This is a genomic window from Tamlana sp. I1 (assembly GCF_015355625.1).
Taxonomy (GTDB): Bacteria; Bacteroidota; Bacteroidia; order Flavobacteriales; family Flavobacteriaceae; genus Pseudotamlana.
On sequence record NZ_JACLAF010000021.1, the window covers coordinates 1 to 22832 of the forward strand.

18 protein-coding genes are annotated in these 22832 nt (G+C 34.3%); 6 read left to right on the plus strand and 12 right to left on the minus strand.

Going from position 1 to position 22832, the window contains the following annotated elements; genetic code table 11:
* On the plus strand, nt 1–138 hold a 138-nt coding region (locus H6X70_RS15995), incomplete at its 5' end, for a transposase (RefSeq protein WP_194765898.1).
* Nucleotides 139–261: 123 nt separating this feature from the next.
* Here H6X70_RS15995 and H6X70_RS16000 read toward each other — a convergent pair.
* From H6X70_RS16000 to H6X70_RS16015, 4 genes are all read right to left on the minus strand, one after another.
* Nucleotides 262–2817, minus strand: coding sequence for an adenosylcobalamin-dependent ribonucleoside-diphosphate reductase (locus tag H6X70_RS16000; RefSeq protein ID WP_194768708.1), 2556 nt, complete (start codon nt 2815–2817; stop codon nt 262–264).
* A 190-nt stretch (nt 2818–3007) separates the two neighbouring features.
* Complete coding sequence (locus H6X70_RS16005) at nt 3008–3970, minus strand: DUF3078 domain-containing protein (RefSeq protein ID WP_194768709.1); 963 nt, start codon at nt 3968–3970, stop codon at nt 3008–3010.
* A gap of 77 nt (nt 3971–4047) precedes the next feature.
* Nucleotides 4048–5226 carry an AIR synthase related protein gene (locus tag H6X70_RS16010; protein WP_194768710.1) on the minus strand — a complete coding sequence of 393 codons (1179 nt, stop codon included), beginning with the start codon at nt 5224–5226 and terminating at the stop codon, nt 4048–4050.
* A gap of 82 nt (nt 5227–5308) precedes the next feature.
* Complete coding sequence (locus tag H6X70_RS16015; protein ID WP_194768711.1) at nt 5309–7495, minus strand: glutamine synthetase III; 2187 nt, start codon at nt 7493–7495, stop codon at nt 5309–5311.
* Nucleotides 7496–7757: 262 nt separating this feature from the next.
* Between H6X70_RS16015 and H6X70_RS16020 the strand changes: the two genes are divergently transcribed.
* On the plus strand, nt 7758–8780 hold the full coding sequence (locus tag H6X70_RS16020) for a glutamine synthetase beta-grasp domain-containing protein (RefSeq protein WP_194768712.1): 1023 nt from the start codon (nt 7758–7760) through the stop codon (nt 8778–8780).
* Nucleotides 8781–8867: 87 nt separating this feature from the next.
* On the opposite strand, the gene H6X70_RS16025 is transcribed toward H6X70_RS16020, so the two are convergent.
* Nucleotides 8868–9809 carry a calcium/sodium antiporter gene (locus H6X70_RS16025; protein ID WP_194768713.1) on the minus strand — a complete coding sequence of 314 codons (942 nt, stop codon included), beginning with the start codon at nt 9807–9809 and terminating at the stop codon, nt 8868–8870.
* A 571-nt stretch (nt 9810–10380) separates the two neighbouring features.
* Between H6X70_RS16025 and H6X70_RS16030 the strand changes: the two genes are divergently transcribed.
* Nucleotides 10381–10533, plus strand: a complete 153-nt coding sequence (locus H6X70_RS16030) for an SsrA-binding protein (RefSeq protein ID WP_194768714.1) — start codon at nt 10381–10383, stop codon at nt 10531–10533.
* A 26-nt stretch (nt 10534–10559) separates the two neighbouring features.
* Here H6X70_RS16030 and H6X70_RS16035 read toward each other — a convergent pair whose 3' ends face one another.
* The 6 genes from H6X70_RS16035 to H6X70_RS16060 form a co-directional block, all read right to left on the minus strand.
* A complete protein-coding gene (locus H6X70_RS16035) occupies nt 10560–13859 on the minus strand; it encodes a T9SS type B sorting domain-containing protein (RefSeq protein ID WP_194768715.1) in 3300 nt (1099 codons plus the stop codon).
* A gap of 93 nt (nt 13860–13952) precedes the next feature.
* On the minus strand, nt 13953–14726 hold the full coding sequence (gene mazG, locus H6X70_RS16040; protein ID WP_194768716.1) for a nucleoside triphosphate pyrophosphohydrolase: 774 nt from the start codon (nt 14724–14726) through the stop codon (nt 13953–13955).
* A 62-nt stretch (nt 14727–14788) separates the two neighbouring features.
* Nucleotides 14789–15796: a YheT family hydrolase gene (locus tag H6X70_RS16045; RefSeq protein ID WP_194768717.1), complete on the minus strand. Its 1008-nt coding sequence runs from the start codon at nt 15794–15796 to the stop codon at nt 14789–14791.
* A 282-nt stretch (nt 15797–16078) separates the two neighbouring features.
* Nucleotides 16079–17704 carry an adenine deaminase gene (gene ade, locus H6X70_RS16050; protein ID WP_194768718.1) on the minus strand — a complete coding sequence of 542 codons (1626 nt, stop codon included), beginning with the start codon at nt 17702–17704 and terminating at the stop codon, nt 16079–16081.
* Between the two features lie 6 nt (nt 17705–17710).
* The gene (gene tilS, locus H6X70_RS16055; protein ID WP_194768719.1) at nt 17711–19024 is read right to left on the minus strand and encodes a tRNA lysidine(34) synthetase TilS; all 1314 of its coding nucleotides are present in this window, start codon (nt 19022–19024) and stop codon (nt 17711–17713) included.
* 61 nt (nt 19025–19085) lie between these two features.
* Nucleotides 19086–19685: an MCP four helix bundle domain-containing protein gene (locus H6X70_RS16060; protein ID WP_194768720.1), complete on the minus strand. Its 600-nt coding sequence runs from the start codon at nt 19683–19685 to the stop codon at nt 19086–19088.
* Nucleotides 19686–19852: 167 nt separating this feature from the next.
* Here H6X70_RS16060 and H6X70_RS16065 point away from each other — a divergent pair, with 167 nt between their 5' ends.
* Both H6X70_RS16065 and H6X70_RS16070 read left to right on the plus strand, forming a co-directional pair.
* A complete protein-coding gene (locus H6X70_RS16065; protein ID WP_194768721.1) occupies nt 19853–20134 on the plus strand; it encodes a type II toxin-antitoxin system RelE/ParE family toxin in 282 nt (93 codons plus the stop codon).
* A gap of 12 nt (nt 20135–20146) precedes the next feature.
* On the plus strand, nt 20147–20449 hold the full coding sequence (locus H6X70_RS16070; RefSeq protein WP_194768722.1) for a HigA family addiction module antitoxin: 303 nt from the start codon (nt 20147–20149) through the stop codon (nt 20447–20449).
* Between the two features lie 30 nt (nt 20450–20479).
* Here H6X70_RS16070 and pabB read toward each other — a convergent pair whose 3' ends face one another.
* Complete coding sequence (gene pabB, locus H6X70_RS16075; protein WP_194768723.1) at nt 20480–21778, minus strand: aminodeoxychorismate synthase component I; 1299 nt, start codon at nt 21776–21778, stop codon at nt 20480–20482.
* A 79-nt stretch (nt 21779–21857) separates the two neighbouring features.
* Here pabB and H6X70_RS16080 point away from each other — a divergent pair, with 79 nt between their 5' ends.
* Nucleotides 21858–22745 (plus strand): aldose 1-epimerase family protein, encoded by an 888-nt coding sequence (locus tag H6X70_RS16080; RefSeq protein WP_194768724.1) that lies wholly within the window; start codon nt 21858–21860, stop codon nt 22743–22745.
* Nucleotides 22746–22832: the final 87 nt, after the last annotated feature.

Below are 22832 nucleotides of genomic sequence, written 5' to 3' on the forward strand. Positions count from 1 at the left end.
CTAAACTATTTTATTAATAGAAGTACAAATGCTTCTGCAGAATCCTTTAATGCCAAAATTAAAGCTTTTAGAACGCAGTTCAGAGGCGTGAGAAACGTAAAATTCTTCCTCTATAGATTAACTACTATTTTTGCTTAATTCTAAAATCCCACAACTTTTGCTCTTGATCCTTAACTTCTCCTATCTGAAAATATACCAAATTCAACAAAATAAAAAAGGAGCCTATAAACAGACTCCCTTTTCACTATATTCTTTTATGTTTTATCCACATTTTGAAGATCCGCAATCTTTACAAGTTAAACAGCCTTCTTGATAAATTAAATTTTCAGATTTACAATTATCACAGGTTTGTCCTTTAGCTTTAGTTCCGTCTTCCACATAACGCTTCAAAGCTCGAACCACCCCGTTTTTCCAAGTATTAATAGATTCGCTATCCAATTGTAAACTATTAATTAAATCTACAATTTTATCGATAGGCATCCCGTGACGTAAAGTACTAGAAATCAGCTTTGCATAGTTCCAGAATTCTGGATTAAATTTATGCGACAAACCTTCAATAGTCGTTTTATAACCTCTTGTATTGGTGTATTGAAAATCGTAACGTCTAGCCCCATCTTCATCGCGGTTTTTAATAATAAAACCTTTATTTACCCAACGCGGAATTAAAATACCATCTTCATCATCAGCAAGACCTGTAAAAACTTCATAAGGCTTATCGTCTATTAAACCTATAAAAGCAATCCATTTCTCTTTACTGTTTTGAAAACGAACCACATCAGCTTCTAAAATTTGCGGACGCTTGGTTGGAAAAACCGTAAATGCATCATCAGCTTTGTCGGTCTTTTTTTCATCATTAGAAATTAAAACTCCAGAACGGGAACCATCTCTATAAACGGTAACTCCTTTACAGCCAACTTCCCAAGCTTTTAAATATAAATCGCCAACTAAATCTTCACTAACATCGTTTGGAAGGTTAATAGTTACACTTATGGAATGATCGACCCATTTTTGAATGGCGCCTTGCATGCTCACTTTACTCAACCAATCTACATCATTAGAAGTCGCTCCATAATATGGTGATTTTTTAATGAGTTCGTTAATTTCATCCTGCGAATAATTCTTAGTCGTATCAACGCCATTAACTTCCATCCATTGTTTAAAACGGTGGTGAAAAACTACATATTCTTCCCAAGAATCTCCTACCTCATCAACAAAATCGACACGTACTTCTTTATCATTCGGGTTTACTTTTCTTCTACGTTTGTAAACCGGCATAAATACAGGCTCTATTCCAGAAGTGGTTTGCGTCATTAAACTTGTTGTTCCTGTTGGCGCTATGGTTAACAAAGCAATATTTCGTCTGCCATATTCCAACATTTCATAATACAACTGGCTGTCTGCTTCTTTTAAACGTTGAATAAACGGATTATTTTTTTCGCGTTCGGCATCAAAAATACCAAAAGCACCACGCTCTTTCGCCAAGTGAACCGATGCACGGTATGCTTCAATAGCAATGGTTTTATGTACTTCTAAAGAAAAGGCATTCCCTGCTTCGCTTCCGTATTGAATACCTAAGGCAGCCAACATATCTCCTTCAGCAGTTATACCAACACCAGTTCTACGGCCTTCTTCAGCTTTATGTTTTATATTTAGCCATAAGTTACGTTCGGTTCTTTTCACCTCATCGTTCTCTGGATCTTCATCAATTTTTAAAATAATATTATCGATTTTTTTAAGTTCTAAATCAATTATATCATCCATAATACGTTGCGCGGCAGCAACATGCTTTTTAAACAACTCGAAGTTAAATTTAGCTTTATCGGTAAACGGATTTTCTACATAAGAAAACAAGTTGATGGCTAATAAACGGCAAGAATCGTATGGACAAAGAGGGATTTCACCACATGGGTTTGTAGATACGGTTTTATACCCTAAATCGGCGTAGCAATCTGGCACAGACTCGTTAATAATAGTGTCCCAAAATAATATGCCTGGCTCTGCAGATTTCCAAGCGTTATGCACTATTTTTTTCCATAAAGCATTTGCATCAATAGCTTTTGAAAATTTCGGATTAGCACTAAAAATTGGATATTTCTGAGTATATTCTTTTCCGCTTTTAACGGCTTTCATGAATTCATCGTCAATTCTTACTGAAACATTAGCACCAGTAACTTTACCTTGCTCTAATTTAGCATTGATAAAATCTTCCGAATCTGGATGATTAATAGAAACCGACAACATAAGTGCACCACGTCTACCATCTTGCGCCACTTCTCTAGTTGAATTTGAATAACGCTCCATAAATGGCACAATTCCCGTAGAAGTTAATGCTGAGTTTTTTACTGCTGAACCTTTAGGACGTATATGCGATAAATCGTGACCAACACCTCCACGACGTTTCATAAGTTGTACTTGCTCCTGATCAATTTTCATGATGCCTCCGTAAGAATCAGAATCACCATCATTTCCAATCACAAAACAGTTTGACAAAGAAGCAATTTGAAAAGGATTACCAATTCCAGCCATAGGACTTCCTTGTGGCACGATGTATTTGAAGTTTTTAATTAAATCGAAAACATCCTCTTCCGTTAATGGATTTGGGTATTTAGATTCAACGCTTGCTATTTCTCTAGCAATACGTTTATGCATATCATTAGGAGTTAACTCGTAGATATTTCCGTCTGAATCTTTAAGAGCGTATTTATTTAACCAAACACGAGCAGCTAAATCGTCGTTGTTAAAATATTTTAAAGCAGCTTGAAATGCTTCGTCTTGAGTGTAAGTCTTTGTTGGTGTTTCTGTTAGTTTTCCGTTCATGGATAAATTGAAATTTTAGCAGGATTAAATAATATATTGTGATGCAAAACAAAGCACAAATATACAATTTAAAACATCACCAAAACTAAAAAGTTTACAAACAAAAACAGTTAACTTATTAAAAAACAGGATGTTAAAAATTTATCAACATAAAAAAGTTAACAAATTATTTAAATAAAAAAAAGAAGATTTAAAAGTCGAAAGCTACACCTACACCTAGAAACTGCTTCCATTGCACCTTGGCACCAGCCTCATCATACTCACCTTCAACGTCTGAGGGTTCTCTTGTTTTGATATCATCATCATAACGCAGATAGGTGCCAAAATTTGCGCGCACAAAACTATTTACTTTGAAGTCAAAATCCAATCGCCAATCCACATCAACATTTCCGAAATTATTAATATAATCTGTATACAGACTTATTTCATTTTTCGCATTGATGTTTTCGGCCAATTTCATTTCGTATTTATTAGTTAATAAAATCCCGAACTCTTTTCGAACATGTTGTCCTGGTACTAGTAAATTTCCTTGATCATCATAAACTGCCGGCGTAACACCAAAAGCCCCTGCATTGGCTAACATTTCATCTAAAACAAAGGTGGCTTTTAGAGTTAATGGCGAAAAGTATACGGATAGATTTTTTTTGTTTTGACCATATTCCATACCTCCACCAAAAAACAAATAACCAGGCGCCATAAATTTTGAGATCGGATCACTATCTGTATCCGAATCCTTATAACCGTTTGTTAATTGGGTTCTAAAAGTAAAACGCGCCATATAAAACCAATTAGACAATTCATCTGGCTTGTAACCTAAATTTGAATTCACCTCAAATATGTCGTCTGTTTTCCTTACTTTTTTTGATTGCTGCTTATTTATACCGTAGCGAAGATGCGCATTATTATCCCATACAAAATATTTATCGGTATAATTAGCCAAAGATTTTATATCAGTAAGACCTGAAATTGAATTGGTTCCCCCTTCACTCCAGTTTACAAAAACAGCTTCATTAAGATCAAACGATATTTTATTTTTCTGCGTCCAAACTGGCCCTACATAATCATCTTTATCTTCTTCAATATATAACCAATCTGGTTGCGCTGATAATATATTAATTCCTAATAAAGCTACTAGCAAAACAATGATTCTCATGGAACGGTAAAAAAATTAATTTAACAAACTGTCTACTTATCAACAACTATTCCATTTCGATAAAAACAACGAAATAATTAATAAGTAAACTCTCCGAACTCCGATTTTATGGTCAGCTTTTTAGTTTCTGAAGCTTCTACTCTACCAATAACTTTAGCATCCACATTAAACGATTTTGAAATAGCGATAATATCCTCGGCGATTTCAGGAGTTACATACAATTCCATTCTATGTCCGCAGTTAAAAACCTGATACATTTCTTTCCAATCGGTTTTAGATTGTTCTTGTATAAGTTTGAACAACGGTGGAATTGGGAACATATTATCTTTAACAATATGAAATTCATCAACAAAATGAAGAATTTTAGTTTGCGCACCACCAGAGCAATGCACCATACCGTGAATGGTTTCACTATTATATTCAGAAAGTATTTTTTTAATAATAGGCGCATACGTACGTGTTGGCGACAATACCAACTTACCCGCGTCTATTGGAGCATTTTCAACAGAATCGGTTAATTTAACTGCTCCAGAATACACTAAATCATCTGGTACTGAAGCATCAAAACTTTCAGGATATTTTTCGGCTAAATATTTATGAAATACATCGTGACGCGCAGAGGTTAAGCCATTACTACCCATACCGCCATTGTATTCCTTCTCGTAAGTGGCTTGGCCAAAACTTTCTAAACCAACAATAACATCGCCAGCTTTTATGTTTGCATTATCAATAACATCACTGCGTTTCATTCGTGCAGTTACAGTAGAATCGACAATAATTGTTCTCACTAAATCGCCAACATCGGCAGTTTCACCACCAGTTGAATGAATGGTTACACCAAAAGATTTTAAATCTTCAAGCAATTCTTCAGTTCCGTTAATAATTGCTGAAAGCACTTCACCAGGAATTAAATTTTTATTCCTTCCAATGGTTGAAGACAACATAATATGATCGGTCGCACCAATACACAATAAATCATCAATATTCATGATTAATGCATCTTGAGCAATGCCTTTCCAAACCGAAATATCACCAGTTTCTTTCCAATACATATAGGCTAAAGACGATTTTGTCCCTGCCCCATCGGCATGCATGACTAAACAATAATCGTCGTCATTTGTTAAGTAATCTGGAACTACTTTACAAAATGCTTTTGGAAATAATCCTTTGTCTATGTTTTTAATAGCATTGTGCACATCTTCTTTTGATGCAGAAACACCACGTTGCGCGTATCGTTTTGAAACTTCTTGACTCATAATATGAAATTGTGTTGCAAATTTACTTCTTTGAATTAAAAAATCCCGCTTTTTTGAAGCAGGATTTTAGAAGTTTTACATACTATCTTGTAAATAATAGTTCTCGATATTTAGTTAACGGCCAAATTTCATCATCAACCAAAAGTTCCAACTTGTCGCAATGGTAACGAATATCGTCGAATAGCGGCATGACTTTATAACTATAAGCTTTTGCTTTTTCTTCTAAAACTTCCAGCTTATTCGCACTTCTACGCTCGTCGATCATTTTTGTAACATTTGAGTTGATACCTTCAATATGACCTGAAATTTCTTCGATTAAGCTTATTTGCTCTTTAGAAACTGATAAAAATTTCTTTTCGAATATTTCTTTTAATCCTCTAACATTTTCAATTAGAATATTTTGATATTTAACAGCCGTAGGCACAATATGATTTCTAGCAATATCTGCCAACACACGACTTTCTATTTGAATGTGTAAAATATAAGCTTCAACTTCTATTTCGTAACGCGCTTTAGTTTCAATTTCGCTCATTACATTCATTTCTTTAAACAAGGCTATACTTTCTTTAGAAAGCAGCGCTTGCAAAGCTTCGGGTGTGGTTTTATTATTACTTAATCCACGTTTTTTAGCTTCAGCCTCCCAAGCTTCACCATAACTATTCCCTTCAAATAAAATATTTTTAGTCGATTTTATATATTCTCTTAAAACATTGAAAACTGCTTCATCCTTCTTTAAATCTTTTTTATCAATTAAGGCATCAACTTCCTTCTTAAAATCTTTTAACTGTTTTGCTACGATGGTATTTAAAACCGTCATAGGGTTTCCGCAATTCGCCATAGAACCTACGGCTCTAAACTCAAATTTATTTCCTGTAAAAGCAAAAGGCGATGTTCTGTTTCTGTCGGTATTATCTAATAAAACATCTGGAATTTTACCAACCACATTCAGTTTTAATTCTGTTTTTTCTTGGGGTGATAATTTCCCTTTGGTCACTCCTTCAAGTTCCTCTAATACTTTGGTTAATTGCTCACCTATAAATACCGAAATAATAGCAGGAGGCGCTTCATTTGCTCCTAACCTATGATCGTTACTTGCAGATGCGATTGCTGCTCGTAATAAAGCTTCGTGTTTATGAACCGCTTTAATGGTATTAATAAAAAAGGTTAAAAATTGCAGACTGCTCATTGGCGTTTTTCCTGGCGCTAATAAATTCACGCCTGTATCTGTAGAAAGTGACCAGTTGTTATGTTTTCCCGAACCATTTACGCCTGCAAACGGCTTTTCGTGAAGTAAAACTTTAAAATTGTGTCGCGATGCTACACGCCCCATAATATCCATTAACAAGGAATTATGATCGACAGCCAAATTAACTTCTTCATAAATTGGTGCGACTTCAAATTGGTTTGGCGCCACTTCATTGTGCCTTGTTTTTACAGGAATACCTAACAACATACATTCGGTTTCCAATTCTCGCATAAAGTTTAAAGCTCGGTTTGGAATCGATCCAAAATAATGATCGTCTAATTGTTGGCCTTTTGCTGATGAATGCCCTAATAACGTACGCCCTGTAAGCATGATATCTGGACGACTAGAAGCCAGCATTTTATCTACTAAAAAATACTCTTGTTCCCAACCTAAGGAAGAAGTTACTTTTTTTACATTTTTATCAAAATATTTACAAACCGCAGTTGCTGCATCATCAACAGCATTCAACGCTCTTAAAAGCGGTGTTTTATAATCTAAAGCCTCCCCTGTATAAGCCACAAATATGGTTGGAATACATAAGGTTGTTCCATAAATAAATGCAGGCGAGGTTGGATCCCATGCCGTATATCCTCTAGCTTCAAAAGTATTTCTAATACCTCCACTAGGAAAACTTGAAGCATCAGGTTCTTGTTGCACTAACTGCGAACCTCCAAACTTCTCAATAGCCAATCCTTCTTCAATCGTTTCAAAAAAGGCATCGTGTTTTTCAGCAGTTGCTCCGGTTAATGGCTGAAACCAGTGTGTGTAGTGTGTAACACCTTTAGATAACGCCCAATCTTTCATGGATGAGGCAACTTGATCGGCAATATTTCGATCTATTTTTTTTCCAAATTGTACAGCATTCAAAACCCCTACAAAAGCATCTTTTGTGAGGTATTGGCGCATGGTTTTTAAATTGAATACGTTTTTACCAAATAATTCCGACCTACGTTCTAACTCTTCAATTTTAATCGGTTTATATGCTAGAGATTCTTTTATCGCATGAAATCTTAATGTTGCCATTCTTTAAACAATTTAAATGAAATATAAAACAAAAATACTTCGCATTTATTAATTTATCGTTGCATCCTGAAAATTTATTGTTAACATTTTTTCAGTATTTACATAAATATTTCCGCTTTTTTCTAAATATCCCTTAAAAAAATAGGGGATAAATAAAAATATGTTCCCACTTTGTTAAAAGCACCCCTATAATTTTAAGTACGTATATAAAAATATATATTTGTGATATTAATATAAATATTTCAATTATTATATAACTATTATGGCAAAAATTAAATTAGAATACATTTGGTTAGATGGTTACTTCCCAACTCAAAATTTAAGAAGTAAAACCAAGGTAGAAGAGCATGAAAACTTCCAAGGTACATTAGAAGAATTAGGAAACTGGTCTTTTGATGGATCTTCAACAAAACAAGCTGAAGGTGGATCGTCTGACTGTTTATTAGTACCAGTTGCTATTTACCCTGATCCTGATAGAATCAACGGATATTTAGTAATGACTGAAGTTATGAATGCTGATGGAACTCCTCACGTATCTAACGGAAGAGCTACGATTGATGATGAAGATGACGATTTCTGGTTTGGTTTTGAGCAAGAATACTTTATCATGGATACTGCAACACAATTACCATTAGGATTCCCTGTTGGTGGTTACCCTGCACCACAAGGTATGTACTACTGCTCTGTTGGTGGTAAAAACACACACGGTAGAGATTTAGTAGAGGAGCATGCTGATTTATGTATTGATGCTGGATTAAACTTTGAAGGAATTAACCAAGAGGTTGCTTCTGGACAATGGGAATTCCAATTATTCGCTAAAGGTGCTAAGAAAGCTGGAGACGAAATTTGGATTGCTAGATATTTACTAGACCGTTTAACTGAAAAGTATGGTTACTATATTGAGTACCACCCAAAACCACTAGGTAAAGATATGGATTGGAATGGTTCTGGTATGCACGCTAACTTCTCTAACAGCGTATTAAGAACTTGTGGAGATAAAGAAACTTACGCAAAAATTTGTGAAGCTTTCCGTCCTGTAGTAAAAGAACATATTGCTGTTTACGGTGAGTTTAACGACCAACGTTTAACTGGATTACACGAAACTGCTGCTATTACAGATTTCTCTTGGGGAGTTTCAGATAGAGGTGCTTCAATCCGTATTCCATTAATCGCTGTAGAAAAAGGATACAAAGGATGGTTAGAAGATAGAAGACCAGCTTCAAACGGAGATCCATACAAAATTGCTGCAAGAATTATTAAAACAGTTAAATCTGCTAAAGTTTAATAATTAAACATATCATTTTGTTCATAATAAAAGGCTAACATTTACATGTTAGCCTTTTATTATTTATTACACTTTGGTTTTATATGCTTATTTGGTAAAGATTAAAAACATAAATACCCCATAGGCGGCTACTAATGCAAAACCCTTAAGTCGTGTTATTTTTAATCGTGATGGTAAAAACACAAGCGGCACCAATACGGCTGCAAAACCTAACATCCAAAAAATATCGGTAGAAAGGATTTCTGGAGCAGTTACAGGAATAGGTTTAATGATAGCCGTTAATCCCAAAACTGAACCGATATTAAAAATATTTGAGCCTATTAAATTTCCTAAAGAGATTGCTTTTTCTTGTTTTACAGCTGCAATTACCGATGCTGCCATTTCTGGAACACTTGTCCCAATAGCAATTAAAGACACCCCTATTACAGCTTCACTAACTCCCATTGATACGGCTATTTCTTTAGAGCCTTCAACCAACCATTCGCTACCAAAATAAAGTGCCGATGCCCCTATAAGTAACCAAATGAAAATTTTAAAATTAGAGACAACCGCTAACGAGTCATCTACTTCATCAACTTCAATTTCTTTTTTAGTACTTTTTACAAGCACAACTAAAAATAAAATAAGTCCCCCAAATAAAACAATACCTTCTAAAGCTGATAACTGATAATCATTCTTTAAAAAATAAAATAACAGCATGGAAAACAGCATCATTACAGGCCAATTGAGCTTGTAAAAAGATTTGTCAACATCAATAACCGTTACCAAAGACGTAATTCCTAGCACCAAACCAATATTAGCAATATTAGAACCTATTACATTATTAATAGCTATTGCAGGAGATCCTGAAAGCGCTGCTTGTAAGCTAACTAATAATTCTGGCGCTGACGTTGCGAAGGACACTACCGTCATACCAATAACCATTTTAGAAATATTAAATTTAAAAGATAAGGCTACAGAAGATCGTACCAAAAATTCGCCTCCAACAACTAACAAAATAAAACCAAGGGCAACCCAAAGTATACTCATAAAACTAATTTTTAATGCTAAGATATAAGAAAGTTAAAAGTTAGAAGTTAAAAGTTGGAAGTTTTCTGAAAACTACCGAATTATTAGCTATTTATTCTTCTTAAATAAGCTGTATTTAGGAAGAAGCAAATTTTTCTAAAACAATCTTCAAAAAAGACGAAATAGCTAAAAACGTCCCCTTTTATACTAAAAATCACCTTGAATTTTGAAAAACCATTCAAAAACAGCCTTGAATTGTTACAATTCATATCATTACACCTATAAATTATTTCAATTTAAAACATTTTTCAAGACACACTATTAACAATTATAACTTATTCTGTTTTTAAAGCTATAATTCCATATGCAATTTCATCAATTTATCTCTAAAAATTTGGAACACATATTCCAAAATACATATCTTAAAAAAACATTGATGTAAAAACGTATTATTAACCTTTTAAAACCAAAAAATTATGCTCACACTTGTTAAACTTGCAGTTGATTTTATTTTAAGAATTATCGCTACCATTTAAACTTTAAAAACAAAATACAAAACTTAGTCTAGAATAAGTTTTAGTATTTTTGTTAAATGAAAAAGCAAGTTTTCAAGATTTTAGCAAAGATTAATAAAGCGGTTTTGCCCAGCTACTCAAAAAAACAATTGGATTTAGCGAAAGCAAGCAAATTACAACTAGCCATTATTGGATGGCGTTGGTTTGTTACCAAAAACGCTTTAGATTAATTAAAAGGTTTCGTAAAAAACAGCCTTTATCTAACTAAACTAAAATGCCCTTTAAAAACCTTTGTAGATCCCATTCCATCTACTAATTCTGCAACAAACCAATAGTCTGAATTTGGCAATAATTGGCCATTAAAAGAACCATCCCAAAAGCCATTTTTAGCGCTTAAAAACTTTATTAATTTCCCGTATCGGTTATAAATAGTTACTTTAGAAGCACTAGCATAATCATCACTTAAGCCATTAACACCCCAAGTATCATTAATTCCATCTCCATTTGGCGTAAAATATTTTGGAAAACCAAGGATAAAAATATCTAGTTGTGCGATTCCGCATTGGTATTTATCTTTCACAAATATGGTATGTGTTCCTGCCGCAACGTGATTAAAATATGGTTGATCATGATAAGGTCCATTAATATCATCTAAAGCAAATTCGTAATCTCCAATTCCTAAATTGTTATTACTATTATTTATTTCAATACTATTATTATCGCTTAATTCTACAATAGTGACATCATCCAGACTAATATCTGCGATTTCAGATTCTAAAACTTGATATGCTATAGGAAGCGATTCATTACCTAAATTAGTTGTTGCCGTTGCTGTGTAAACCCCTCCAGAATTAACCGTTGCAGTAGGTTGTGTGCTCACAACAGTACCATTCTCATCTTCCCAAACATAAGTGTATGTCCCATTAGCATTGTAAATAAAAAGTGTAATGGGAGTATTATCCGAGCAATAGGTTGCACTTTGGTCTATTTCAAATTCTGGAAAATCGTGAACCGTTAATAATAAATGTGGTCCTAAGCCAAAACAATCTCCATTATCACCACTTTCAACACGCACATATAATTGTTGGGAATAGGCGGTTTCATTAACATATTGACTCGTGTTTAAGATTTCATTTTCTTCCAATTCGGCATCATTCAAAGTTCTATAATAATGAACAACCAAATTTTGACCGGCAGGAAATTGAGCAATAAAATCGGGCGACATCGCATTTAAATCGAATTCATGAAAACCATCGTTAACACCATCATCGTCGGAAGTAGAAGACTCCAATAAAAAGCCAGGAGGAAAAGATGTTGTAGAAACCTCTAGGTTTACAGTACATATTCTAAAACAACCATAAACACTCTCAACCCGAGCATATACCGTGTTCGCTATCAAATTATTAAAAGCCGAATTGTTAACTGGATGTATATTTTGGTTTGCATCGGAAACCGTTAAATGATAGGATACAACTACATTGTCGCTATTATTATTGGTAACAGCATCATTAGCTTCATTTAAATTAAAATCGGTATAACCATCTGAAACACCATCTTCATCACAATTTTTATATACTATATTATTTTCAATCACAGGTAATGGATTTACTCGAATATTAAATGAAGTATCTGTAAAACAAGTGGCATTTATATTATTTACAACACGAACATAAATTATTTGTTCGTTCTGAACCGTATTTACAAAAGCATTTTCAGGAGTTGAAATGGGCGTGGCATACATCGCATCTGTGTAATATTGAAAAGTAAAATCTGCTGCCGGTTTTCCGTTTAAAATAGTTGATTCATTCTGCGTTAAATTGAAAGTTGAAAAACCATTAGTATCATCACCATCTAAACTGTCATCGCAAACATCAATTAAAGGTATATCTGAAGCAATTGGAGGTACAACCGTTTCATCCACAGTAACATTTACAAGAAAACGATTGACACTTTCACAACTATTAACCGTTTGTGAAGCATAATAATCGCCTGAAATTAATTGTTCGGAAGGATCTATCGGCATGGTATCAACATCAGAAAGATACCAAAGTACATGGCTTCCAGAAACTATTAAATCTGAAACCTTCGCTTTTTCAATATCACAAAAACGCTGATTTGCATTGCCTGTAGGCGCTACTGTTTTTTGAACTGTTAAAGTTACAGGCGTTCGGTTTGAAGACACACAGCCATTAAAAACAGATTCTACATAATATGTGGTAGTAGTATTTAAAACAGGCGTGGTAAATGCCCATCCTGTATATAAAGACACACCTCCTGATGGCACATCATACCAATTTATATCCCCTTGTGATGTTGTAGCCGATAAGGTTCCAGAGCCAGATTCGCAAACCAAATCATCAGTAACCGAAAGTATTTCTGGCAATGGCTTTACCGTAGCAACAACAGGAGTTCTGGGGCCTTCAAGGCATCCGTTTATTGAAGCTAAAGCATAATATGTGGTGCTGGTATTTAATATAGGGGTTGTGAAAGTTAAACCACTATCTAATGGAGTGCCACCGGTTTGAGCATCAAACCATAAAACATCTGCACTTTGTGATGCTGTAGCTTCTAAAATAACAGAACCACTCTCACAAACTGAACCTGGGGTACTACTCGTAATTGTTGTTGTATAAATGGTTGTGCTCGTCGAAATATTTAACGTAGGATCACCTGGCATACCACCGTATTCTACAATATAACCTTTTGGGTGGTAAACTCCTGGCGGATCCCCTTCTGCTCTTAAATCATTCCAAGCCCCTCTAATACCTATCGAAGGATCTGTAATATGCGCATAATCTTCTCCTCCATTTACATTATTGGGCTCATTATAATTCCAATTGGCATAATTAGGGGTTGAGCCATTAACAACACCATTCCAAAAAACTGTTCCTGGATTTGGCCCTGTAACCCATTTCCAAACACCCTCTGTTTCTACGTCTGTACCTCCAATCCAACCTGCCCCAGAAGCTTGTTCTCCTGCGATTTGAGATTCTTCCGCCGATTCTAAAGTCGCTAAATACCCTTGCAGTCCAAAATAGTTTCTGTTTTCTGCTGCAATTTTTGCTTCATCCCAAGTAATTCCGTAATCAGCTACATATTCATAATAGTGTCCTGTTTGTGGGAGATAATTAGCATCGCCTATGGTAATTGAAAAACCTTTATCTGTTGGTTGATTGCTTGTGCTTTCAAAAACAACATCTTTTATTGCCGCAATAAAGTCAGAATAAAGTACTGCTGCCCCAGAAAAACCTTGTAAAGTTAATTTTCCTTCAATGGCACTCCAAGACGTATTTATAGCAGGATGACTCCCTGTTAGTAACAACACATCTTCACCTTGAATATAACCTGTAGATATTTGAACAAAAAGCGCGTCTATTTCAGTATCGTCAGGATCAATAATATCAAAATCTGTAACAATTTTTATTTGACTCTTTGGACAATACGCTTGGTTACCTGTAGCTGTTAATTCTGGGGCTACATTTTGAGTCTGACCAAAGACAGAAATAAATAGACATAAAATAGTAACAGGAATACAAAATTTTAATTTAAAATACATTTAGAAAAAATTACAATTCTATAAATAAACTGAAATTTTCCCGTAAAACTAAATCCCTTTACATATTTAAGACGAAATACAAATTTTCAATCGTTAAATGGTTTTAGCTTCTTCCCAAAACACGTCCATTTCGGCTAAAGTCATCTCTTTTAATGGCTTATTTAAACTTTTCGCTTTTTCTTCAAGATATTGAAAACGTTTTGTGAATTTTTTATTGGTACGTTCTAAGGCATTTTCTGGGTTAATTTTTAAAAACCGTGCATAATTAATCATTGAAAACAAGACATCTCCAAATTCACTTTCCATAGCATCTTGATTTTCTGATGCAACTTCAGCTTTGAATTCGTTGATTTCTTCTTCAACTTTTTCCCAAACCTGGTTAGGTTTTTCCCAGTCGAAACCTACGCCCGCTACCTTTTCTTGAATTCGATTAGCTTTCACTAGAGCTGGCAAACTTTTAGGAACCCCCTCTAAAACACTGTTTTTTCCTTCTTTAAGCTTTAAGTTTTCCCAGTTACGTTTAACATCTTCTTCATTCTCCACTTTTACATCAGAATAAATATGAGGGTGCCTATGAATGAGTTTTTCACAAATGTTATTACAAACATCGGCGATATCAAAATCTTTGGTTTCGCTTCCTATTTTAGAATAAAACACGATATGTAAAAGCACATCGCCCAATTCTTTTTTAACTTCTTCCAAATCGTTATCTAAAATCGCATCACCAAGCTCGTAAGTTTCTTCAATGGTTAAATAACGTAGGGTTTCCATGGTTTGCTTTTTATCCCAAGGGCATTGTTCGCGCAATTCATCCATGATGGTTAATAAGCGATCGAAAGCTTTAAGTTGATTTTCTCTAGAATTCATTTTTGAAGTTTTTGTAAAAATACAATTTTGAAGTTTTGAAGCAGAACTATTAGTTTCAAATATTATATTGATAAGTTTCCCTCTTTCGAAAAGCCGTTCTCAGGCAAAAATTCTTCAATGGAATTCACAAACTCCAAAGCCCTACTTTCATTATAAGAGATATTCTTTTTTGAAATAAAGCCCACATGACCACCATATTTTGGCATTTCTAAATACAAATACGGATTGTTTTTTGCTTCTTTCACAGGGTAACATTCATGAGACAGAAACGAATCGTTTAACGCATTTATAATAAGTGTTGGTGTTTTAATTTTAGGAAGAAATTGCAAACTACTAGCTTGCTCATAATAATCTAATCCGTTTTTAAAACCATGGGCGTTTGAGGTGTATACATCATCAAAATCGAATAGGGTTTTTATGCTTTCAATCTGCTCTAAACTTAAGTCTTCTTGGAAGCGTTTTTGTTTATTTTTTAAGGCTTTTGAAAGGTGTTTTAAAAACCTATCGTGATATAATTTATTCTTTATGGTATGCAATTCTTTAGCAGAGCCATACAAATAACATGGCGCTGAAACTGCAATAGCTGCTTTAATTTCTTGAGGAATCTGCTCACGTTCACCCAAATATTTAAGAATCATATTCGCCCCTAAACTGATGCCCTTTAAATAGATGTCGGTATACTTTTTTTCATTTAAAACATGTGTGATGACATCTTCCAAATCTTCAGTCGCTCCCGAATGATAGCTTCTAAATTTTAAATTGGTTTCACCGCTACAACCTCTAAAATTAACGCAAACGGCATCGATGCCATTTTCATTAAAAAGTTTTGCGGCCCCAGTCATATAAGGTCGTTGTCCATTACCTTCCAATCCGTGAAGTAAAATAATAAGTCGATTTGATTGTTGTTTGGAATGACTCCAATCTAAATCCAAAAAATCACCATCACTAAGCGTAATCCGTTCACGTTCTTGTTCCAATGACACACGACGCACTAACCCAGAGTATACTGTAGAAACAAATCCGTTTTTGAATAAAAAGAAGGGTTTATATGTGGAATTTAATACTGGCATTTGGTTATTGGTTATTGGTTATTGGTTGTTGGTTGTTGGTTGTTGGTTGTTGGTTGTTGGTTGTTGGTTGTTGGTTGTTGGTTTGAAAAAATATAAATAGAATTTATATTTTTTATAACCTTCATTTAGCTTTGTAGCTCTGTAACTTTGTAACTCAAATATCGGCTAATTTAAAGATTCCTCCTTACGTCGGAATGACAGCACATTTGCAATCAACTTTTAACTGTTGACTATAAAACTATCTATCTTTGAAGCTTTGAAGCTTTTTAACATTATACCCTTTTAACCTTCTACTTCTAAATCCGTAAACTTAAAATGTGTTCCATCAAAAAGGCCTTTATCGCTTAGTTTTAACGACGGAATTACCAATAAAGCCATAAACGACAGCGTCATATACGGTGCATTTAAAGTGCTTCCTAATTGTTTAGCCATTTTGTCGAGTTCGGCATAAGCTTTACCAACGGTTTCACCATCTTGATCGCTTATAATCCCAGCCACTGGGAGCGGTAGTATTTTAGAATCTGAACTTGAAACAGCGCAAACACCGCCTTTATTTTCGATAATTAAATTTACTACTTTACAAATGGCTTCATCGCTAACCCCAACTGCTACAATATTATGCGAATCATGCCCCACTGAAGCAGCAATTGCTCCTTCCTTCAAGTTGAAATTCTTAATAAACGCTAAAGCTGGTTTCTGATTTTGATAACGGTTTACCACCGTCATTTTTAAAATATCATTTTCAGTATTTGAAACTAAGTTACCGTTTTCTATGGTCGCTTTTTCTATAAGTTCGTTGGTGATTAACTGACCTTCCAAAGCTTCAATAACACGGATTTCTTTAGCTGAAGATGCTATTTTAAAATCAGATTCAACTTTAAAATCACAGTTGAAATTATTTAAATTTTCAAATGCTACGGGTTTGATCAACGACTCCTCATTATTAAAAACTAAATCGCCGTTGATGTAGGTTTGCAAGGTTTTAAAATTCTTTAAATCTTCAACCACAATGCAATCGGCAGCATCACCCACATTAAGTAAACCAACGTTTAAATTATAATGTTTGACTGGGTTTATACAAGCCATTTTCAAGACTTTAAAAACATCTACGCCTTTTTGAATGGCGCGTACACATAGCTGATTGATATGACCTAAAAGTAAATCGTCGGGATGTTTATCATCACTACAAAACATCATCTTTTCGAAATGTTCTGAAGCCAAACCAATTAAAGCTTCAAAATTTTTTGCAGCACTCCCCTCTCGAATTAGAATTTTCATGCCTTTTTGAAGCTTTTCTAAAGCCTCATCATAAGAAAAACATTCATGATCGGTAGAAATTCCAGCGTCTATATATTTGCTAAGGTTTTCTCCTCGCAAACCAGGAGCATGGCCATCAACTGGTTTATTAAAATGTTTTGCCCAGGCAATTTTTTTAAGCACTTCTTCATCATCGAAAATCACCCCAGGGTAATTCATCATTTCAGCTAAATACTTTATATCGTCACGCTCTAAAAGTTTTTTGATGTCTTCAGAATCAATTTCAGCGCCCGCCGATTCAAAACTCGTAGCAGGCACACAAGATGGTGCACCAAAATTAAATTTAAATGGTACTTTCTTACCGTTTTCAATCATGAATTCCACACCCCTAACCCCTAAAACATTAGCGATTTCATGTGGGTCTGAAACCGTAGCCACGGTACCATGTTTTACAGCAATTCTAGCAAATTCGCTAGGCACTAACATGGAGCTTTCAATGTGGATATGCGCATCGACAAAACCAGGCAAAATATAATGTTCTACATCATGATTTTTTTTAACAATAGAAACTATTTTTCCGTTATTTATCGTGATTTCACCTTTAAAAATGCGTTCTTGATGAATATCTACTATTTGTCCTTGTATTTTCAAAATAACTTAGTTTTTAATTTCTATTTTTAAAATATTTTTGGTCTGTTTACTCACTTTAAAACGATTGTCGGCACGCTTATTAAGCACCCAAACAATATCGTTTCCAGAACATAACAACCAAGTATTTTCTTTATCTAACAACGAAAACTTCTCGTCTTTAAAATATTTACTCAACTTCTTTTTCCCAGTCATGCCTAGAGGATAAAAAACATCGCCAAGCTCCTTTTTACGTAGCGTTAACGGAAATTGCAGTAAATCTTCATCTACATAAATAATATTTGAAGCAGTTTCAGAAATGGCATCAACTTCTTCAAAAACAATAATTCCTAAAGGCGCTTTTACTAATTTTTCTTCTTCTGAAATTAAAATCGATTCATCAATATTGGTATCAATTTCACTCAGTAATAAATGTTCGCGATTTTTAATTAAACGGTAAGTTTTCGACCGTACTTGTTTACCTGTTTCAGCATCTAATAAATTTAAAACGTCCTGCCATTCTGTAAATCCGAACTCCTTAAAAACCTCATACAAATAGGCTTTTGGCTGAGCTACTTTTTTAAATTCTGATATTTTAAAAGTCATTACATCATCATTTACAGCTTCAATCGAATCATTTAAAAAACCATCTATGCGATCGTTAACTATAGCAGAAGCATCTTGTAAATTCTCTAGGGTATTTCCAAAACTTTGCAACAAACTCGGATTGATTTCCTTAAGAATAGGAATCACTTCATGGCGCAGTTTATTTCGTAAATATTTTACTGAAGCATTGCTGCTATCGTCACGCCAAGAAATATTATTTTCTTTTGCAAAAGCAGCAATATCATCACTTGAAAACGGCAATAACGGACGCACAAATTTTTCGTTAACCACAGGGATTCCGGTTAAACCTTCCAATCCTGTGCCACGCGTAAAATTGATTAAAAAAGTTTCTAAATTATCATCGGCATGGTGGGCGGTTAGAATATAATCGAATTCCAGTTGTGCTGCTAATTCCTCGAACCAATTGTAACGCAGTTCGCGAGCTGCCATTTGGATGGAACATTTATGGTCTTTGGCGTATTTTTCGGTATCGAAATTCTGAACAAAAACTTCCAGTTCTAAAGCTTCCGCCAGGCTCACCACGAAATCTTCATCGGCATCACTTTCTTTGCCTCTTAAATTAAAATTACAATGCGCTAAAGCTGCATTTAGCTTTAATTTGGCGCATAAATGGGTTAAAACAACACTATCGATACCGCCAGAAATGGCGATTAGAAGTTTGGCTTCATTTAAAAAACTAAAGCGCTTTTCAATATGATTTTTTAGTGAATTTAGCATGCTTTCAAAGATACAATTTTACACGACATGCAAGTGCTTCACAACATCAACACAGATAAATTTAAGATTTTTCTTTAGGCTGATACATCACGATAATCTGAACTAGAATGGCTAAGAAAACCAATATGTAAATCTCAATTTGAGTATATAATTCAACGGTATTAAGTGCGCGTTTACTAATAGACATTTGTCTGCTCCCTTCATTTAACTGAATTTTAGACAAGGCATCAAGGTTAGCCTTCAAACTTTCAATATCACTAATAACATTTGAGTCATCATTAAAATGTGACTTTAAAAACTGATTTTCAGAAGCTTTAACCTTTCTAATATTGGACTTTAAATCATTAAACACTTTTCCTTCTTCCGTAGTTAATTTTGTTTGCTCAAACCTGCGAACTAAAGTTTCTAAATTAGTGTTGACTTTTAAATTTTCAGCCTTAAAAAAAGTAGAATCTGCTAATAACACCGCTAACTCCTTTTGTTGAACAGATTTTAGCATTTCAAAAATTAAATCATTAGCAATCAATCGATCCTCATAAATGGTTACTACAGAATCGCGAACTCTAACAAAATTATGTTTGTCGATTAAATTTGTAGCGATGATTAAAACAAAAATCATTAAAATTCCGAGAATCCATTTTAACTTATTGTAAAAAGCCATATTTACCGATTTAGGGATTAAAACTGAAAACAAAGTTATAAATTTTCTATCAGTGAATAAATTTGCTCACATTTAAACTTAACCCCTTATTAAACAAAACGTTAGGTAATATTTGCAGAAAACAACCTGAAGTCATACCTTTGACGTTAGTAACGCAAAAGGTTATTATGATAATATCGTTTGGCACGAGAGAAACAGAAAAAATTTGGAACGGTATCCGAGTCAAAAAAATACCGCTTGAAATACAAAATGTTGGACGCAGGAAGTTAAGAATGCTAAACAACTCGCAAGATATTGCAGATTTAAGAATTCCTCCTTCAAACCGATTGGAAAAACTAACAGGAAAACTAAACGATTTTTATAGCATTAGAATTAATAAACAATGGCGGATAATATTTCAATGGGATCATGGAAACGCAAGAGCAGTTGATATAATTGACTATCATTAAAAAACAAAAGAAATGGAAAAATTAGCAAATGTACACCCTGGAGAGGTATTAAATTTTGAGTTTCTAGTGCCGCTTGAAATTTCGGCGTATCGTCTTTCAAAAGATTTAAAAATACCGCAAACTAGAATTTCAGAAATACTAAAAGGTAGACGAAGAATAACAGCAGATACAGCGCTTCGTTTGAGCAAATATTTCGGAAATTCTGCTAAATTTTGGCTTGGTCTTCAAGATGATTATGACATTGAAGAGCAACGAAACGAAAAAAAAGCAGAATTGGACGAAATCAAAAAACACGAAAATAAAAATGTGGCCTAATAATAGAATTAAGTAATAACTACAAAAAAATTAATTCCTTTTTTCCAACACTGTACGCATGGCTTTTGCCTTCACTAAACATTCTTCATATTCTTGAAGCGGGTTACTTTTCGCTGTAATGGCGCCGCCTACAGAATAGGACACATAGCGTTTAGTTTGATTGTATAAAATACTACGAATAACCACATTAAAGTCGAAATCGCCTGTTGGAGAAAAATAACCAATTGCCCCAGAATATACGCCACGTTTGGTTTCTTCCAATTTTTCAATGATTTTCATGGCCGAAATTTTTGGAGCGCCCGTCATGCTTCCCATTGGAAATGTACTTTTAATAATATCTACAGGATGTGTTGTAGATTCCACTTTTGAAGTGACTGTTGAAATCATTTGATGCACCTGGTCAAACGTATAAATTTTGCACAATTCCTCAACTTGTACACTGCCTTTTATCGCGGTTTTAGATAAATCGTTACGCACCAAATCGACAATCATAATATTCTCGCTGCGTTCTTTTTTATCTTCCGATAAATCGATTTTTAACTGCGCGTCTTTTTCTTCATTTTTAGAACGCTTTGCAGTGCCTTTTATCGGTTGCGAAATAATGTGTGTGCCTTCCTTTTTTAAATAGCGTTCGGGCGATGCGCACAATACGTATTTATCGGTCATTTTTATAAATGAAGCGAAGGGTGGTTTTGAAATCGCATTCAATCTCCTATAGGTTTCTAAAGGATTGATTGCCGTGTTTTCGGCGTAAAATTCCTGACAAAAATTGGCTTCGTAAATATCACCTCGATGAATAAAATCGAGCATGGTATTTACTTTTTCAAAATAATCGTCTTTATGAATGCGAAGCTTTATTTTAACGTCTTCCGTAAGGTTTTCGATTGATTTTTCTTCGGAAGTATGTATCGCTTTTAAATCGGCTTCAAGCTCGTCATCAACACAATTTAAATATTGAATTTCAACCTGATTATCTTTAAAAAAGAAGAGTTTTTTGGGCTGAAAAAAATACAAATCTGGAAACCCTAAGCCATCATAATTTTTAGATTTTAAAGCTTCTACATCGTTTTTTAAATCGTAGGTTAAATAACCAAAAATCCAATCGTTAGCACGGGATTGGTAGTCCTTTAATTTTTCAAAGCTATCCTGAAAATCGGTTTGAATGCTTGTAAAGGCATCCACAGCCAAAACGGCATCGTAATTTGAATAATTCTGAGCATAATTGCTAGAATCCAACCAAACTACATCATCAAATTGCTGACTCCAAATCAGCGCTTTTTCCTTAAACTGCTGATTATTTTCTAGATTATGAATTTGTTTTGTTCTCAACCTTACATTTTATGCTGTAAAGTTAGTTAGAATACTTAAAAAATTGCAAGTTTTGTATCTTAGATTAAATTTTCATTTCATGTTTACATTAGAAAACGACTTACTTAAAATTGCAGTTAAGCAAACGGGCGCCGAATTATGCCAAATAACATCAACAAAACAGAAAACCGAATTTATGTGGGACGCCAACCCTGAAATCTGGGGCAGTTTTGCACCAAACTTATTTCCCATAATTGGTGCTTTAAAAAACGACACTTACCATTTTGAAAACCAAGCATACAGCTTGCCCAAACACGGTTTAGTTAGAAATAATCCTGATGTAGAACTGCACGAACAAACCACAAACAGCTTAACTTTTAAGTTAATTTATAACGAAAGATCCTTAAAAATTTATCCGTTTAAGTTTGAGTTTTATATCACTTATACACTAGAAAATTCAACGCTAACAGTGAAGCATACGGTAAAAAACAGTGATTCTAAAACCATGTATTTTTCTGTTGGTGGTCACCCAGCCTTCAAATGTCCTGTTTATTCTGATGAAAATTACGAAGATTATATTTTAGAATTCGAAAAGCCAGAAACCTCGAAAACCCATCTAATTAACATGAAAAACGGTATGATTTCATCTGAAACAGAAACCGTTTTCAACAACAATAACACTTTAGCGCTAACTCACGAGTTATTTGATAAAGACGCGTTAATTTTCAAAGATTTAAAATCTAAAAAAGTCACGCTTAAAAGCAAAAATCACGGCAATATTCTATCGGTTTCATATATCGATTTCCCATATTTAGGCATTTGGGCGAAACCAACAGGCGATTATGTTTGTATTGAGCCTTGGTTAGGCATTGCAGACCATGAAAACACCAACCAGGATTTTAAAACCAAGGAAGGTATTTTACAATTAGAGCCTAACAAGACCTTTTCGGCGTGTTATTCTATTGAAATACACCAGAGTCGTTTATAGTAAATAGAATAATAAGCGTAACTTTGCCTGCAAAATAGCAGTATTTAGACTGCTAAAATACCAAGGCAGGACCTTACTATTATTCAA

What these genes read in the sequence shown, in the direction of transcription:
- H6X70_RS16000 (WP_194768708.1), bottom strand. Translation starts at nt 2,817, where the DNA reads ATGAACGGAAAACTAACAGAAACACCAACAAAGACTTACACTCAAGAC.
- H6X70_RS16005 (WP_194768709.1), bottom strand. Translation starts at nt 3,970, where the DNA reads ATGAGAATCATTGTTTTGCTAGTAGCTTTATTAGGAATTAATATATTA.
- H6X70_RS16010 (WP_194768710.1), bottom strand. Translation starts at nt 5,226, where the DNA reads ATGAGTCAAGAAGTTTCAAAACGATACGCGCAACGTGGTGTTTCTGCA.
- H6X70_RS16015 (WP_194768711.1), bottom strand. Translation starts at nt 7,495, where the DNA reads ATGGCAACATTAAGATTTCATGCGATAAAAGAATCTCTAGCATATAAA.
- H6X70_RS16020 (WP_194768712.1), top strand. Translation starts at nt 7,758, where the DNA reads ATGGCAAAAATTAAATTAGAATACATTTGGTTAGATGGTTACTTCCCA.
- H6X70_RS16025 (WP_194768713.1), bottom strand. Translation starts at nt 9,809, where the DNA reads ATGAGTATACTTTGGGTTGCCCTTGGTTTTATTTTGTTAGTTGTTGGA.
- H6X70_RS16030 (WP_194768714.1), top strand. Translation starts at nt 10,381, where the DNA reads ATGAAAAAGCAAGTTTTCAAGATTTTAGCAAAGATTAATAAAGCGGTT.
- H6X70_RS16035 (WP_194768715.1), bottom strand. Translation starts at nt 13,859, where the DNA reads ATGTATTTTAAATTAAAATTTTGTATTCCTGTTACTATTTTATGTCTA.
- mazG (WP_194768716.1), bottom strand. Translation starts at nt 14,726, where the DNA reads ATGAATTCTAGAGAAAATCAACTTAAAGCTTTCGATCGCTTATTAACC.
- H6X70_RS16045 (WP_194768717.1), bottom strand. Translation starts at nt 15,796, where the DNA reads ATGCCAGTATTAAATTCCACATATAAACCCTTCTTTTTATTCAAAAAC.
- tilS (WP_194768719.1), bottom strand. Translation starts at nt 19,024, where the DNA reads ATGCTAAATTCACTAAAAAATCATATTGAAAAGCGCTTTAGTTTTTTA.
- H6X70_RS16060 (WP_194768720.1), bottom strand. Translation starts at nt 19,685, where the DNA reads ATGGCTTTTTACAATAAGTTAAAATGGATTCTCGGAATTTTAATGATT.
- H6X70_RS16065 (WP_194768721.1), top strand. Translation starts at nt 19,853, where the DNA reads ATGATAATATCGTTTGGCACGAGAGAAACAGAAAAAATTTGGAACGGT.
- H6X70_RS16070 (WP_194768722.1), top strand. Translation starts at nt 20,147, where the DNA reads ATGGAAAAATTAGCAAATGTACACCCTGGAGAGGTATTAAATTTTGAG.
- H6X70_RS16080 (WP_194768724.1), top strand. Translation starts at nt 21,858, where the DNA reads ATGTTTACATTAGAAAACGACTTACTTAAAATTGCAGTTAAGCAAACG.